The 15,068-nt window shown below is 71.1% G+C and carries 15 protein-coding genes; 4 read left to right on the forward strand and 11 right to left on the reverse strand.

All coding sequences use genetic code 11. The features are described from left to right. The coding region (locus HW577_RS10255; RefSeq protein ID WP_198376043.1) for a hypothetical protein at positions 1–1,263 on the reverse strand (1,263 nt) is incomplete at its 3' end. Between the two features lie 108 nt (positions 1,264–1,371). Here HW577_RS10255 and HW577_RS10260 point away from each other — a divergent pair. Next, positions 1,372–2,220, forward strand: coding sequence for an NHL repeat-containing protein (locus HW577_RS10260; RefSeq protein WP_198376044.1), 849 nt, complete (start codon positions 1,372–1,374; stop codon positions 2,218–2,220). Positions 2,221–2,323: 103 nt separating this feature from the next. Then, the gene (locus tag HW577_RS10265) at positions 2,324–2,797 is read left to right on the forward strand and encodes a DUF411 domain-containing protein (protein ID WP_198376045.1); all 474 of its coding nucleotides are present in this window, start codon (positions 2,324–2,326) and stop codon (positions 2,795–2,797) included. A gap of 138 nt (positions 2,798–2,935) precedes the next feature. Here HW577_RS10265 and HW577_RS10270 read toward each other — a convergent pair whose 3' ends face one another. The 6 genes from HW577_RS10270 to rpsO form a co-directional block, all read right to left on the reverse strand. Next, positions 2,936–3,904 carry a Bug family tripartite tricarboxylate transporter substrate binding protein gene (locus HW577_RS10270; RefSeq protein ID WP_198376046.1) on the reverse strand — a complete coding sequence of 323 codons (969 nt, stop codon included), beginning with the start codon at positions 3,902–3,904 and terminating at the stop codon, positions 2,936–2,938. 25 nt (positions 3,905–3,929) lie between these two features. After that, a complete protein-coding gene (locus HW577_RS10275; protein WP_198376047.1) occupies positions 3,930–4,733 on the reverse strand; it encodes a sugar phosphate isomerase/epimerase family protein in 804 nt (267 codons plus the stop codon). An 88-nt stretch (positions 4,734–4,821) separates the two neighbouring features. Next, entirely contained in the window at positions 4,822–5,982 is a 1,161-nt protein-coding gene (locus HW577_RS10280) for a dihydrodipicolinate synthase family protein (RefSeq protein ID WP_198376048.1), read from the reverse strand. A 101-nt stretch (positions 5,983–6,083) separates the two neighbouring features. Further along, complete coding sequence (locus tag HW577_RS10285) at positions 6,084–7,238, reverse strand: Gfo/Idh/MocA family protein (RefSeq protein ID WP_198376049.1); 1,155 nt, start codon at positions 7,236–7,238, stop codon at positions 6,084–6,086. Between the two features lie 14 nt (positions 7,239–7,252). Continuing rightward, on the reverse strand, positions 7,253–8,311 hold the full coding sequence (locus tag HW577_RS10290) for a dihydrodipicolinate synthase family protein (RefSeq protein WP_332837614.1): 1,059 nt from the start codon (positions 8,309–8,311) through the stop codon (positions 7,253–7,255). A 130-nt stretch (positions 8,312–8,441) separates the two neighbouring features. Continuing rightward, positions 8,442–8,711 carry a 30S ribosomal protein S15 gene (gene rpsO / locus HW577_RS10295; protein WP_198376050.1) on the reverse strand — a complete coding sequence of 90 codons (270 nt, stop codon included), beginning with the start codon at positions 8,709–8,711 and terminating at the stop codon, positions 8,442–8,444. A gap of 334 nt (positions 8,712–9,045) precedes the next feature. On the opposite strand from rpsO, the gene HW577_RS10300 reads away from it, so the two are divergent. Continuing rightward, positions 9,046–10,896: a putative bifunctional diguanylate cyclase/phosphodiesterase gene (locus HW577_RS10300; RefSeq protein WP_198376051.1), complete on the forward strand. Its 1,851-nt coding sequence runs from the start codon at positions 9,046–9,048 to the stop codon at positions 10,894–10,896. Positions 10,897–10,905: 9 nt separating this feature from the next. Here HW577_RS10300 and truB read toward each other — a convergent pair whose 3' ends face one another. After that, on the reverse strand, positions 10,906–11,841 hold the full coding sequence (gene truB / locus HW577_RS10305; RefSeq protein ID WP_198376052.1) for a tRNA pseudouridine(55) synthase TruB: 936 nt from the start codon (positions 11,839–11,841) through the stop codon (positions 10,906–10,908). 58 nt (positions 11,842–11,899) lie between these two features. On the opposite strand from truB, the gene HW577_RS10310 reads away from it, so the two are divergent. Then, positions 11,900–12,112 (forward strand): hypothetical protein, encoded by a 213-nt coding sequence (locus tag HW577_RS10310; protein ID WP_198376053.1) that lies wholly within the window; start codon positions 11,900–11,902, stop codon positions 12,110–12,112. Here HW577_RS10310 and HW577_RS10315 read toward each other — a convergent pair whose 3' ends face one another. From HW577_RS10315 to infB, 3 genes are all read right to left on the reverse strand, one after another. Next, positions 12,113–12,493 (reverse strand): acyl-CoA thioesterase, encoded by a 381-nt coding sequence (locus HW577_RS10315; protein WP_198376054.1) that lies wholly within the window; start codon positions 12,491–12,493, stop codon positions 12,113–12,115. Then, positions 12,490–12,936: a 30S ribosome-binding factor RbfA gene (rbfA, locus tag HW577_RS10320; RefSeq protein WP_198376055.1), complete on the reverse strand. Its 447-nt coding sequence runs from the start codon at positions 12,934–12,936 to the stop codon at positions 12,490–12,492. Before rbfA ends, HW577_RS10315 begins: the two co-directional genes overlap by 4 nt. Positions 12,937–13,042: 106 nt before the next feature. Next, the coding region (gene infB, locus HW577_RS10325) for a translation initiation factor IF-2 (RefSeq protein WP_232474831.1) at positions 13,043–15,068 on the reverse strand (2,026 nt) is incomplete at its 5' end.

The following is a 15,068-nucleotide window of genomic DNA, read 5'->3' on the forward strand; positions in this document are numbered from 1 at the left end:
CGCCGCCGCGATCGCCGCCGCGGGCGCGAGATCGAGCGTGAAGCGCCGCGCCGCGAAGCTCGCTGCGACGCCGACGACCAGGATCGCCGCGAGCGCCAGGCCCGCCGGCCAGCGCCCATCCCGCCGCCAGCCAGGGAAGGCCAGCGTGAGGGCCAGCGCGCCGCCCAGCGCCGTGCCGCCGGCATAGACCGCGGCCTCAAGCAGCGAGCCCTCCGCAAAGGGAGGCAGCGGGCGGTTCTCGCCGATCAGCGGAAACAGGTGGAGCATGGTCGGCCCGTCGGCGTTGCCGAGAGGACCCTTCAGCGTCCCTGGGAAGAGCAGGATGAGCACGGCGAGCGCCACGCCCCCGGCCAGGGCCGCGATGGCGAACCGCGGACCGCGCGGCGCCGTGCCCGCGATCCGCGCGATGCGAAAGACGGCGGCGGCGAGCAGCGCGATCGCCAGGTGGTGGACCGACACGCGGTCATATTCTGCCACGAGCCATTCGGCTGGCGCGTGCTCGACCAGCATGGCGAGGACGATCATCCCCGCCATGCCGAGCGCCATGCGTTCCCCCTGCGTGGCGAGCCGGCGGCCATCCTCCGCGACCACCGCCGCGAACCCCGTTGCCAGCAGCAGCGGCGCGGCGACGAGCAGGACTTCCGGCCCCGTCCAGACGCCGAGACCGAGCGCCGCCCCCGCGGCGAAGGCCGCGCGCGCGCCGCCGTTCGGGGAGAGCGCGCGCAGCGCCGCGCCGATCGCCAGCGTGATGGCGAGCAGGATCATCGCGTGATGATCCGCCCGCCCGAAGCCGCTGTAGGTGACGGCCGCCGGCGCCCCGGCCGCCAGCACCAGCGCGTGCCACGGCGCCGATCCGGGCCAGATGGCGCGCGCCGCCCAGGCGGCCGCGACGACTGCCCCCGCGTGCAGCACTGGGGACAGGATGATGCCCGAGACGAGCAGCGCCTGGCGCGGCGACAGCCCGGCCAGCGCCTCCAGCAGCAGGGCCGGCAGCAGGATCAGCAGGTCGACCGGGCGCGTCCACTGCACGAGCAGCCCATCCGGTGCGTTGAGGCGCGGCGTCACGTCGTCGAACCAGCCGGCGCCCTCCCGGAGGTCGAGGATGCGGATGAGGCGGAGATAGGCGTCGGGGTCGGCCAGCCCACCGTCGAACACGCGTGGCGCCACCGCGCTGCCCAGGCTCGCCACCTGGATCAGCGCAACGAGCAGGATGGCGACGATGACCAGCGCCGGGCCGATGCGGGACGGGGGATCGGGCGGCATGGTCCTGTTGGTCTCCTCCGCCCCTCTGCCCGCGCCGCGGTCCGTGCGTCAAGTTGCCGCCAGCCGCCGCGCGCGCCACGCTGCACCCGCATTCGAAGGAGCCCCGCCATGCCGCGCCACGACCTTTTCGTCCGCCTCGGCGAAACGCGCTACCGGGTGGAGCGCCCCTGGGGCGACGTGCCGCGCGGCGCCGGCGTGCCGAGCGACGTCGCCTGCGACGCGGAAGGCCGCGTCTATGTCCAGCTGCGCCAGGATCCGATCGCCGATCCGGAAGGCCCCGCCGTGGTGGTGCTCGCGCCGGATGGGCGGCGCATCGATGCCTGGGGCGGGGCCGAGGTGGCGGACGGGCACATGCTCTCCGTCCACCCGGACGGGCGCGTCTTCGTCGTGGACCGCGATGCGCAGGAGGTGATCGTCTTCTCTCGGGACGGCAAGCGGCTCGGCGGCATCGGCCGCCGGCACCACCCCGGCGAGCCCTTCAACGCGCCCTGCGACGTCGCCTTCGCCGCCGACGGCACAATCTACGTCGCGGACGGCTACGCGGCGTCGGTCGTGCACCGCTTCAGCGCGGAGGGCACGCCGATGGGCAAGTGGGGCCGCGAGGGTTCGGGTCCCGGCGAGTTCACGACGCCGCACTCCGTCTGGGTGCTGCCCGATGGACGCGTGACGGTGGCCGACCGGGAGAACAACCGCGTGCAGGTCTTCACGCCGGACGGGATGTGGCTCGCGGACTGGCGCGGGAATCACAAGCCGATGAGCGTGCACGGTGCGCCGGGCGGTGGCCTCTATGTGACGGACCAGGTACCGCAGATGTCGCTGCTCGCACCTGACGGGACGATCCTGGGCCGCTGCCGGCCGGTGCTGAACGGGGCGCATGGCATGTGGCGCGGACCGGACGGGCGCATCTTCCTGAGCGAGCAGACCCCGGCGCGCATCACCTGCCTCGTGCCGGTCTGATGCCTGCGCAGGCACCATTCCGTGCGCTGCGCGTGGCGACGCTGGCATCCGCCGGCTTCGCCGCGACATGATGGCCCGGCGTAGCGCGACGGGAGAGGAAGCGATGATCGAGACAAGCCGGCGCACGGCGATCCTGGCGGGACTCGCGGTGCTGGCCGCGCCGCGCCTGGCGCGGGCGGAGGCAGCGCTGCGGCTGCAGGTGTGGCGCGACCCGTCCTGCGGCTGCTGCGGCGCCTGGATCGAGCATATGCGCGCGGCGGGCTTTGCGGTGGAGGACACGCTCCTGCGCGACCTTTCCGCCATCCGCCGCCGGCTCGGCACGCCGCTGGACCTCGTCTCCTGCCATGCGGGGCTGGTCGGGGGGATCGTGCTGGAAGGGCACGTGCCGGCGGTGGCGGTGCGGCGGCTGCTGGACCTTCGCACGCCCGGCATCCGCGGCCTCGCCGTGCCCGGCATGCCGGTGGGCGCACCGGGGATGGAAGTGCCGGGCGTGGCGCCGGATACCTACGAGGTGATCGCCTTCGGCGAGGGGCGGCCGCGCGGCTTCATGCGCTTCCGTGGTGGAGAGGCGATCTGAGGCGGGGGGAAGGGAACTTCCCCCGTGCCCCCCGAACCTTCTGTGTCGGTTGGAGACTGACGGCCGAAGGTCGTGCCCAGGTGATAAAGAAGGTTGAGGGGGGTGTGGGGGGAGAAGTTCCCTTCTCCCCCCATCCTGTCAGTTCACCGTGATCCGTGCTTCCCGCACCACGCGCGCCCATTTCGCGGATTCCGCCCGCAGATAGGCCGCGAGTTCCTCAGCGCTGGAGCCGACGCCATCAGCGCCTGCGGCAGCAAGCCGGTCCTTCACCGCCTGCTGGCCGAGCGCATCGGCGATCGCCGCGTTGAAGCGTGCGACGATCGGCGCGGGCAGCCCGCCCGGCGCCATGACCGCGCCCCAGGATGTCGCCTGCGCGTCTGGCAGGCCGATCTCCGCCATCGTCGGCACGTCCGGCAGCAGGGGCGAGCGCCGCGCGCCGGTCACCGCCAGCGCGCGCACGCGCCCGCCGCGGATCTGCCCGATCGCCGAGGGGATCTGGTCGAGCATCATCTGGATCGTGCCCGCCACCAGGTCGTTGAGCGCCGGCGCGCTGCCGCGATAGGGCACATGGGCGATGTCGACGCGCGCGGCGAGCTTGAAGAGCTCCGGCACCGTATGGGTGGAGGACCCCGACCCCGCCGAGCCGTAGGACAGGCGCCCCGGCTGCGCGCGCGCGAGCGCGAGGAATTCCTGCGCCGTGTTCGCCGCGACGGAAGGGTTCACCACCAGCACGTGGTCCGTCGTGAAGGCCATGGAGATGGGCGTCAGGTCGCGCAGCGGATCAAAGCCGAGCGTCGCGTAGAGATGCGGGTTCACCGTCAGCGTGCCGGTCGTGCCCATCAGGATGGTGGTGCCCTCGGGCGCGCTGCGCACGACGTTCTCGACGCCGACATTGCCACCGGCGCCGGTCCGGTTTTCCACCACCACCGGCTGGCCGAGCGTCTCCTGCATGCGTTCGCCGAGCACGCGCGCGACGACATCGGTCGCGCCCCCGGCGGGGAAAGGCACGACGAAGCGGACCGGTCGCGTCGGCGACCAGGCCTGGGCGCGCGCCACGGCGGGCGCGAGGAGCGTGGCGGCGAAAAGGCTGCGGCGCGTGGCGTTCATCGGCGTCTCCCGGTTCGTTTCTTGTTCAGCAGAAGGCGTGGCGGGCCTTGACCTCGCGCAGCACCGTCTCCGGGTCCTGCGCCCACCAATGGTTCGAGAGGATCTCCACCTCGACCCCGCCGGTCCAGCCCGAAGCCTCGGCCATGGCGCGGATGGCGGGAATGTCTATCACCCCTTCGCCGGGCAGGCCGCGGTCGAACACGAGGTCGGTCGTCGGCACCTTCCAGTCGCACACATGGAAGCCGGCGATGCGGCCCTTCGCGCGCGCCATCTGCCGCGCGAGGTCAGGGTCCCACCACACATGGTAGACATCGACCGCGACGCCTGTGCCTTCGCCCAGCTCGTCGCACAGGTCGAGCGCCTGGCCGAGCGTCGAGAGCACCGAGCGGTCCGCGCAGGTCATCGGGTGCAGCGGCTCGAGCGCGAGCGTGACACCAGCCGCGCGGGCTTCGGGCAGGATGGTGGCGAGGCCGTCGCGCACAATCTCCCGCGCCCCGGGCAGGTCCTTCGATCCCTGCGGCAGGCCGCCGCAGACCATCACCAGGCAGTCGGCGCCGATCGCATGAGCCTCGGCGATGGCGCGGCGATTGTCCTCGATAGCCTCGGCGCGCTTGCCCACCGTGAACATGCCGCCGCGGCAGAGGCCGGTGACGCGCAGGCCTGCGTCGCGGATGTGCTGCGCCGCCTTGTCCACGCCCATGGCCTGGAGCACGTCGCGCCAGGGGGAGATGCCGGGGATGCCGTGGCGCGCGCACGCCTCGATGGCCTGGGCGAGCGTGAGCGGCTTGACGGTGACGGTGTTGAGGGAGAGGGGGCCGGGAAGGGTCATGCCGGGTGTCCCGGAGAGGGGCGTCGCCCCTCTCCGGACCTCTCCCCACAAAAGGCCGAAGGGCCTTTGGGAACCAGAACCTGGCGCATCACGCGACGCCGTGCACGGTCAGCAGCGTGCGCATCCGTGCGACCGCCAGGTCCGGGTCCCGCAGCAGCCCGGCCTTGTCGGCGAGGCGGAACAACTCGGAAAAATGCTGGATGGAGCGCGTGGATTGCTGGCCGCCCACCATCACGAAATGGTCCTGGTGCCCGTTAAGCCAGGCCATGAAGACCACGCCCGTCTTGTAGAAGCGCGTGGGGGCCTTGAAGATGTGGCGGCTGAGCGGGACCGTCGGCGCCAGGATGTCGTGGAAGGTGGAAAGGTCGTTGCGCGACAGCGCAGCGAGCGCACCGCCCACCGCCGGCGCGATCGGGTCGAAGATGCCGAGCAGCGCGTCACTGTGCCCGTGCTCGTCGCCCGCGATCAGCTCCGCGTAGTTGAAGTCGTCGCCCGTGTACATGCGCACGCCACGCGGCAGGCGGCGACGCATCGCGATCTCCTTCTTGTCGTCCAGCAGGGAGATCTTCACCCCGTCGACCTTTTCGGCATGGGCATGGATCACGGCGAGCGCCGTCTCCATCGCCGCCATGTGGTCGTGGTTGCCCCAGTAGCCTTCCAGCGCCGGGTCGAACATCTCCCCCAGCCAGTGGATGATCACGGGCTGCCTCACCTGGGAGAGGATGCGGCCATAGACGCGCTCGTAGTCCGCCGGGGACTTCGCGGCCTTCGCCAGCGCGCGGGACGCCATGAGGATGATGCGCCCGCCCATTGCCTCGACGGCCTCGCATTGTTCCTCATAGGCGCGGATGACGTCGTCCACGGTCACGTCGGGGCCGGGGGTCAGGTGATCCGTGCCGGCGCCACTTGCCATCACCGCGCCGGGCACCTCCTTCATCGCATCCAGCGAGCGGCGGATCAGCTGCTGCGCGCCGGCCCAGTCGAGGCCCATGCCGCGCTGCGCCGTGTCCATCGCCTCCGCCACGCCGAGGCCGAGCGACCAGAGGTAGCGGCGATAGGCGATGGTGCGGTCCCAGTCGATCTTCACGTCGAGCCAGGGGTCCTGCTCCGCCAGCGGGTCCGCCACCACATGCGCGGCGGCGAGGGCCACGCGCGGGAAGGGCGGCGTGGCGCGCGGGAAGTCGCGCGGGGCGGAGGTGGCGAAGGCCTCGATGCGGCCTTCGCCGTTGGGCAGGTTGATCGTGGGCATCGTGAGTCTCCTTTGGTGATCCGATTCAGACCGCCGCGCCCTTCCCCGGGGCCCCCGCGAAGCGAGGCTTCGCGGGGTGGGTTGGCGCTTCGGTCATCGGATCACGCATCCAGCTTCGGCAGGTCGATCCAGCGGCGCTCGGCCCATGACTTCAGCCCGGCTTCGGCGAGCTGCACGCCCTTGGCACCCGCCAGCAGGTTCCACGGATAGTCGGGACGTTCGCCGGCCACGTGCTTCAGGAATTCCTCCCACTGCACGCGGAAGCCGTTCGGGAAGTCCTGCGTCGTCGGCACTTCCTGCCAGCCGCCGAAGAAGTCGATGGTCTGCGGCTGGTCGGGGTTCCAGACGGGCTTGGGGGTCGCGACGCGCGACTGCGTCCAGCATTTGTGCAGGCCGGAGATGGCCGAGCCATGCGTGCCGTCCACCTGGAAGGTGACGAGGTCGTCGCGGCGGACGCGCGTGACCCAGGAGGAGTTGATATGCGCGACGACGCCGCCTTCCAGCTGGAAGGTGGCGTAGGCCGCGTCGTCCGCATCCGCCTTGTAGGGCTTGCCGTCCTCCCCGATCCGCTCGGGGATGTGCACGGCGCCGAGGCAGGAGACGGACTCGACGTTGCCGAACAGGTTGTCCAGCACGTAGCGCCAGTGGCAGAGCATATCGAGGATGATGCCGCCGCCCTCGGCCTTCTTGTAGTTCCAGGACGGGCGCTGCGCGGGCTGCAGGTCGCCCTCGAAGACCCAGTAGCCGAATTCGCCCTTCACCGAGCAGATGCGGCCGAGGAAGCCGCTGTCGATCACCATCTTCAGCTTGCGCAGCCCGGGCAGGAACAGCTTGTCCTGCACCACGCCGTTCTTGATCCCCTTTTCCTTCGCCAGCCGCGCGACGTCGAGCGCGTCCGCCAGCGTGTCGGCGGTCGGCTTCTCGCAATAGATGTGCTTGCCCGCGGCGATCGCCTTGCGCAGCAGGGATGCGCGCATCTGCGTCGTCGCCGCGTCGAAGAAGATCTCGTCCTTCGGATCGGCAAGGCAGGCATCGAGGTCCGTGCTCACGCGCGAAATCCCGTGCGCGCGCGCCAGCGCCTCCAGCTTCGCCCGGTTGCGCCCGACAATCACCGGGTCTGGCATGATGGTGTCGCCATTCGCGAGCTTCACGCCGCCATCGGCGCGGATCGCGGCGATCGAGCGGATCAGGTGCTGGTTCATCCCCATCCGGCCGGTGACGCCGTTCATGATGAGGCCGATGCGGCGTTCCGCCATGCGTTCAGGTCCTTCTACGAAAGCCAGCGATCGAGATTGGCCGCGACGAAGCCGTCATCCGTCAGCAGCGGGTAGCGTTCGGCAACGACGGTGAGCAGCTCCGCCTGGCCGGGCGAGAGCGTCTCATGCTCATCGAGGCACCAGATGCCTTCCAGCAGCCCCTGGCGGCGCAGCACCTCATGGCAGCCGGCGATGACGCCGTGATAGTCGTGCGCGACGTCGAAGACGGCGGCGTTCATCTCCGTGACCGCCGCATCCAGCGCGAGCAGGTCTGTCGGCACGCGGTTCTCGAGCGCGGCGGCCCGGCAGCGCGCGTGAAGCTGCACCGCGCCACGCGTCCAGACCGACCAGTGGCCGAGCAGCCCGCCGACGATGCGCAGGGTGGTGGCGCGCCCCTCATGCGACAGGCGGAAGGGCGTCAGCAGGTCGGCGACGATGTGGTCGTCATTGCCGGTGTAGAGCGCGACGCGCTCCTCCGCGCACGCTTCGAGCACGCCGCGCAGCACATCCAGCGTGGCGTAGCGGTTGAACGGTGCGATCTTGATCGCGACGACGTTCGGAATCGCCGCGAAGCGCTTCCAGAAGGAGGCCGGCAGCGCCACGCCGCCCACCGCGGGCTGCAGGTAGAAGCCAAACAGCGGCATCTCGGCCGCCACCGCTTCGCAATGCGCGACGATCTCGTCCTCATGCGCGCCCTTCCAGGCGGCGAGGGACAGCAGCACGGCGTGGTAGCCGAGGCCACGCGCGATGCGCGCTTCCGCCACCGCCTGCTCCGTCCGCCCGATCGCGCCGGCGACCAGGATGGGCGGCGTGTCGCGCTCGGCCGCCGCTTCGGCGGCGATGCGCAGCACGGGTTCGTACAGGCCGCGCGGGCGGATCGCGAATTGCGTGGTGTGGACGCCGACGGCGAGCCCGCCCGCCCCGGCATCGAGGTAGTAGCGCGACAGCGCCTTCTGCCGCCGCGCATCGAGTGTGCGGTCGGCGCGCAGCGCCAGCGGATGGGCCGGGATGACGGTGCCGGCCATGAGCCGCGCGGCGATCCCCGCCGGCCAATCCTCGCGCCGCAGACCCACCCCGTTTCCTCCCGAAGTAACCGGGTGGTTACTTAAGCGGGCGGCGCGGGACGGTCAAGCGGGCGCCATCAACGCGAAAGGCCCCGTGCCTTTCGGCACGGGGCCCTACGGCCGTCCGGGTCGGATGGGATCAGCGGCGCAGGTTCAGCCGGCCGATCAGCGTCTCGTAGCGCTTCTGGTCCTTGCGCTTCAGGTAGTCGAGCAGCCCGCGGCGCTGGCCGACGAGCACGAGCAGGCCGCGGCGCGAATGGAAGTCCTTCGCGTGGGTCTTGAGGTGCTCGGTCAGGTTGACGATGCGCTCGGACAGGATGGCGACCTGCACTTCCGGGCTGCCGGTGTCGTTCGGGCCGGTCGCATAGTCCTTGATGAGCGCCTGGCGGCGCTCGGCGGTGATCGACATCGGGTTATTCTCCTGTTGGCCGGGGGCCTTGCCCCTTCGGCTGGACGACATGCCGCCCCGGCCCTGAGGGCCCCTGGGCGCCCGCCGCCGCGCGAAGCGCGGAATCCATCCCGGAAGGGACGAATGACCCTGGCGGACGGTGGGGGCCGGCGCCGGGATGTCGGCCAGCGCGGTCGCCACCGGGCACCTGGGGCCCAGTCGAGAGCGGCGCGTATCGCTGAATTCCCGCCCCGTGTCCAGCGATCGCTGGGTTAGGCGTTCCTTATCCATTTTCACTTCCAAATGAATTGTGCCCCGCGCCGGGCGATTGCGAGCAAGCAAAGGAAGCCCGCACATGGAGGAGACCGGGACCGGCACGCCGGCCGACGAGGCGGAGCGGCGGAGGCTGCACCTCCTCCAGCGCATGGGCATCCTCGACACCCCGCCGGAAGAACGGTTCGAGGTCTTCACGCGCCTCGCGGCCAGCGTGGCCCGCACGCCGGTCGCCACCATTTCCCTGGTCGATCGGGACCGCGTCTGGTTCAAATCCTCCCGCGGCCTGCCTCCCGGCGTCACCGAGGTACCGCGCGACATCGCCGCTTGCGCCCATGTGCTGGAGACCCCGGACGATGTCCTGGTCTGTCCCGACGCCAGGCTCGACCCACGCTTCCGCGACAGCCCGCTCGTCACCGGCGAGTTCGGCATGCGCTTCTACGCCGGGGCGCCGCTCAAGTCGCCGACCGGCGAGGTGCTGGGCAGCCTGTGCATCATCGACCGCGTGCCGCGCGACGCTGATCCCCAGGTGATCGAGGCGCTACGCGACCTCGCGCAGGGTGTGGCGACGGCGCTGCGCATCCATGAGATGTCGGACCTCGCGCTCAAGGACCCGCTGACCGGCCTGGGCAACCGCCGCATGTTCGAGGAGGCGCTGACCGATGCCGTCGAACGCGCGCGCGGCGACGGGCGCGGCACCTTCGTGGCGACGGCGCTGATCGACCTCGACCGCTTCAAGTCCTTCAACGACATCCTGGGACATGCCGGCGGCGACGCCGTGCTGCGCGAAGCCGGGCAGCGGATCGCGCGCACCCTGCGGGGGGATGATGTGGCGGCACGCCTTGGCGGGGATGAGTTCGTCCTCGTCACCACCCTGCCCGCCGGCACGAACCCTGAGGAGCGGATGCGGGCCATCGCGGACCGCATCCTTGCCGCGCTGCAGGCGGAACCGCTCCGCTTCGACGGGCATGTGATGCCGCTCGGCGCCTCCATCGGCGTCGCCCTGCGACGCATGGAGCAGGCCGAGCCCGTGGCGGCGACCGTAGCAGCCCTGCTGCGCGGCGCGGACGTCGCGCTCTACAACGCGAAGAACGATGGACGAGGCCGCGCCAGCTTCTTCAGCGACGCGACGGTCAGCGGCATCGGCTCGAAGAACACGCTCGCCTCCGATCTCCGTCGCTGCATCCAGGAGGGTGGCTCCTCGCTCAGGCTCGTACTGCAGCCGGTGCGACGCCTGGGGGACGAAGGGGCGCCGCCGGATTTCGAGGCCCTGCTGCGCTGGACGCACGAGGCCTATGGCCCCATCCCGCCCGGAAGCTTCATCCCCGTCGCCGAGCGCAGCGGCATCGCCTCCGCGCTCGACGCCTGGGTGCTGAACGAGGCCTGCCGGATCATCGCCGGTTTCCCCGCGCCGCGGCCGGTCATCGCGGTCAATGTCACGCCGTACTTCCTCGTCTCGTCCGATTTCCTGGCGACCGTCGATGCGTGCCTGGCGCGGCACGGCATCGCCGCGGACCGACTCTGCATCGAGATGACGGAACGCGTGCTGCTCGAGGATTTCGCCCCTGCCCGGCATGTGACGCAGGAACTGATCCGCCGCGGCATCTCTGTGGCACTGGACGATTTCGGCGCCGGCCATGCGTCCTTCGGCTATCTCAGCGAGGTGCCGCTCACCAAGGTCAAGCTCGACCGGTCGCTGACGGCTGCGATCGGCGCCGGTACGCCGGCCGCCGGCCGCGCGGCGGCGATTGTGCGCGGCATCATCGGCATGTGCCACCAGCTTGGCCACCAGGTGGTGGTCGAGGGCGTGGAGACCGCGGCGCAGCTCGCGGTACTGGAGACGCTCGGGGCGGACATGGTGCAGGGCTGGCACATCGGCCGCCCGGCACCCGCCGAGGACTTCCTGCCGAAGCCGGGCCAGCGCGCGGCCTGAGCTGCCGCCCTACCGTGCGGCCTCCAGCCAGCGTTCCGGCTTGACCAGCCCTTCCTCGAGCCGCGCGAGTCCAAGCAGCCGCCCGCCCGCCATGGCGCGCGCCAGGCCGCCATCGGGGTTGGCCTCCCGCGGGATGCGGCCCATCAGCTCCACCAGCGGCACGGGCTGGCCGAAGGACAGGCGTGCGGCTTCCGCTTCGGTCAGCGGCAGCGCGGGAATGTCCTCCAGCGCCATCGTTACCGGGCGCAGCAGCTCGGTCGAAGGCTCCGCTTCCTGGATGCGCGCCAGCGGCACGGCGTCCTGTTCCAGGAAAGGCCCGACCCGCAGGCGCCGAAGTGCCGCGATGTGGCCGAGCGTGCCGCAGGACTGCGCGAGGTCCCGCGCCAAGCTGCGCATGTAAACGCCCTTGCCGCTCTCGACGAAGAAGACCGCCGTGTCGGCGTCCGGTCGCTCGATGAGTTCGAAGCGGTCCACCCGCGCGGGACGCGGGGCGAGTTCCACCGCCTCCCCCGCCCGGGCGAGGTCATAGGCGCGTTCGCCCGCCACCTTGATGGCCGAGAAGATCGGCGGGACCTGCATGATGTCGCCGATGAAGGCGGGCAGCGCGGCGCGGATCTGCTCGTCGGTCGGTCGGGCCTCCCTGGTGCCCGTCACGTTGCCGTCGGCGTCGTCGGAGTCCCGCGCCTCGCCCAGGCGCAGCGTGAAGCGGTACTGCTTCGTGCCGTCCATCACATAGGGCACGGTCTTGGTCGCCGCGCCGAAGGCGACCGGCAGCACGCCCGTCGCGAGCGGATCGAGCGTGCCGCCATGGCCGCATTTCTGCGCCTGGAAGGCGCGCTTGCAGATGGCGACGACGTCTGTCGAGCCGATGCCGGTGGGCTTGTCGATGATGAGCCAGCCGTCGATCGGCCGGCCTTTCGGCTTGCGGTGGCGGTGATGGGCCATGCGAGTATTGGGCTTCCGGTCACATGTGTCGCGGCGCTGGCGGCGACGGATTCAGGGGGTGGCGATGGTCGAAACGGGCCGGCAGGCTGCGGCCGATCGGCGGCGCGTGCCGCTTTGGGTGTCGGCCCTGGTCGGCCTCGTGGCGGCGATCGCGGGGGCCGCGATCGGCGGCGCCATCGCGTCGACATGGACGGGCGCGCTGATCGGCATGGCGGCGATCCTGCCGCTCGCGCTGCTCTTCGTGCTGCAGGCGGTCAGCTGCGCCTCCTGATCACGCGGGCACCGGGCGCGAGCGCCCGGCGGCGTCCAGCGCGACGAAGGTGAAGGTCGCCTCCGTCACGCGCGCAGCGTCATCCGCCGTGCGGTCGCGGCGCCAGGCCTCGACATGCACGCGGATCGAGGACCGGCCGACGCCGAGCAGGTGGCCGTAGAGGCTCACCTCGTCGCCCACGCGCACCGGCAGGTGGAAGGTCATCGCCTCCACCGCGACGGTGGCGACGCGGCCGCGGGCGCGGCGCAGCGCGACCGATGCACCGGCCTGGTCCATATGCGCCATCAGCCAGCCGCCGAAGATGTCACCGGCCGGGTTGGCGTCCGCGGGCATAGCGATGACGCGGACCTGCGGCGGGTCCCCGGGCGGGGAGGCGGTCATTCCTCCTCGGCCTTCCGCGGGGCGAGGTCGCGCTGCACCTCGGGGCGATGCATCACCTCGCTGATGTGCTGCGCATAGCCGAGCGCGGTGTCGGGCTGGAAATGCAGGTCGGGGGCGAACTTCAGCCGCACGGCGTGCGCGACCTCCCGTCGCAGGAAGGGGGAGACACGCTTGAGCCCGGCCATCTGCTCCGGCGTCAGGTCGCGCCCCAGCGCCGAGACGAAGGCCGTCATGTGCTTGAGGTCGGGGGAGGCGCGAACCTCCGTCACCGTCACATGCACGCCATGCAGGTCGGGGTCGTGGAAATCCGCGCGCATGAACACGGCGGAGAGCGCGTGGCGGATTTCCTCGGCAACGCGGAGCATGCGCTGGGACGGGGCGCCGGTCTTGGTGTGCTTCATCTCAGATCCTCCGCGGCGGGTCGCGCATCGGTCGCGACCCATCCGCACCACCCCTGCGAAGGCCGAGGGGCCTTGTGGCGGGTTCCGGTTTCCAAAGGCCTCTCGGCCTTCGGTGCGGTGGTCCGGAGGGGCCTGGCCCCTCCGGTCCTCACGTCGCCGCTACGGTCTCGACCTCATAGCACTCGATCTGGTCGCTCACGCGGATGTCGTCGTAGTTCGCGAAGGACATGCCGCATTCGAGCCCGTTGCCCACTTCGCGGACATCGTCCTTGAAGCGGCGCAGCGTCGACAGCTCGCCCTGGTGGATGACGACGCCGTCGCGCAGCAGGCGGACGCCGGCGCCGCGCTTGACCTGGCCTTCCGTCACGCGGCAGCCCGCCACCTTGCCAATCTTCTTGACCTCGAAGACCTGCAGGATCTGCGCGTAGCCGAGGAACTTCTCGCGCTGCACCGGCGCGAGCTTGCCCTTCACGAGCTTCTCGATGTCGTCCGCGACCTCGTAGATGATCGAGTAGTAGCGGATCTCGACGCCTTCCTTCTGCGCCAGGTCACGCGCCTGCGTGGTGGCGCGCACGTTGAACGCAACGATGACGGCATCCGACGCCTTGGCGAGCTGGATGTCGGATTCCGTGATCTGGCCCACCGCGCTGTGCAGCATGCGGACCTTCACTTCCTCGTTGCCGAGCTTGCCGAGCGTGACGCCGATCGCCTCGGCGCTGCCCTGCACGTCCGCCTTCACGACGACGGCCACTTCCTTCTGCTCGCCCGCCTGGATGCGGGCCAGCATGTCGGTCAGGCTGCCGCGCGCGCCGGCCGCCGCATTGGCCTTGTCGCGCAGCTTGCGCTGGCGGAATTCCGAGACCTCGCGCGCGCGGGCCTCGTTCTCGACCGCGATGAAGTTCTCGCCGGCGGAAGGAACGCCCGACAGCCCCAGGATCTCGACCGGGAGCGAGGGCGGCGCCTCCTTCAGCTGGCGGCCCTTGTCGTCGAGCATCGCGCGCACCCGGCCCCATTCGGCGCCGGCCACCACGATGTCGCCCTGCTTCAGCGTGCCCTTCTGCACCAGCACCGTCGCGACCGGGCCGCGGCCGCGATCGAGCTTGCTCTCGATCACGGTGCCTTCGGCCGCGCGCAGCGGATTGGCCTTGAGATCGAGCACCTCGGCCTGCAGCGTGATGGCCTCGAGCAGCTTGTCGAGGTTGATGCGCTGCGTGGCGGAGACCTCAATCTCCTGCGTCTCGCCGCCGAGGCTTTCCACCACGATCTCGTGCTGCAGAAGTTCCTGCTTCACGCGCTCGGGCTTCACGCCGGGCTTGTCGATCTTGTTGACGGCGACGATCAGCGGCACGCCGGCGGCGCGCGAATGGCGGATCGCCTCGACCGTCTGGGGCATCACGCCGTCATCGGCCGCGACGACAAGCACGACCATGTCGGTCACGCTCGCGCCGCGGGCGCGCATGGCGGTGAAGGCCTCGTGGCCCGGCGTATCGATGAAGGTCACCTTGTCGCCGGACGGGATCGCGATCTGGTAGGCGCCGATATGCTGCGTGATGCCGCCGGCCTCGTGCGCGACCACGTCGGTCTTGCGCAGCGCATCCAGCAGGCTGGTCTTGCCGTGGTCGACATGGCCCATGATGGTGACCACGGGCGGGCGCGGCGCGAGGTCAGTGTCCTCGTCCAGCGCACCTTCCAGGCCGATCTCGACGTCGCTTTCGCTCACGCGCCGGACGCGGTGGCCGAACTCCTGCACGACCAGTTCCGCCGTGTCGGCATCAATCGACTGCGTCAGCGTCGCCATCACGCCCATGCGGAACAGCGCCTTCACCACCTCGCCGCCACGGGCGGCCATGCGGTTGGCGAGTTCCTGAACCGTGATCGCTTCCGGCACGACGACGTCGCGCACCACGCGCTCGGTGCCCGAACGCAGCCGCTGCAGCTCCTGCTGCCGCCGCTCGCGGTCGCGGGCGCGGCGGAGCGAGGCGATCGAGCGGCTGCGCTCGTCCTCGCCCTCGATCGCCGCCTGGACGTCGATGCGCCCTTCGCGGCGACGGTCGCCGGTCGGCGCGGCCTTCTTGACCGGCACCGGCATCGGCCGCCGGCCGGGCGCGCCGACGGGCCCGCCGGGGCGGCGGATCGGGGCGCGGCGGGTATCCTCCTCCTCGTCGGACGGGCTG

This window comes from Neoroseomonas rubea (assembly GCF_016106015.1).
Taxonomy (GTDB): domain Bacteria; phylum Pseudomonadota; class Alphaproteobacteria; order Acetobacterales; family Acetobacteraceae; genus Neoroseomonas; species Neoroseomonas rubea.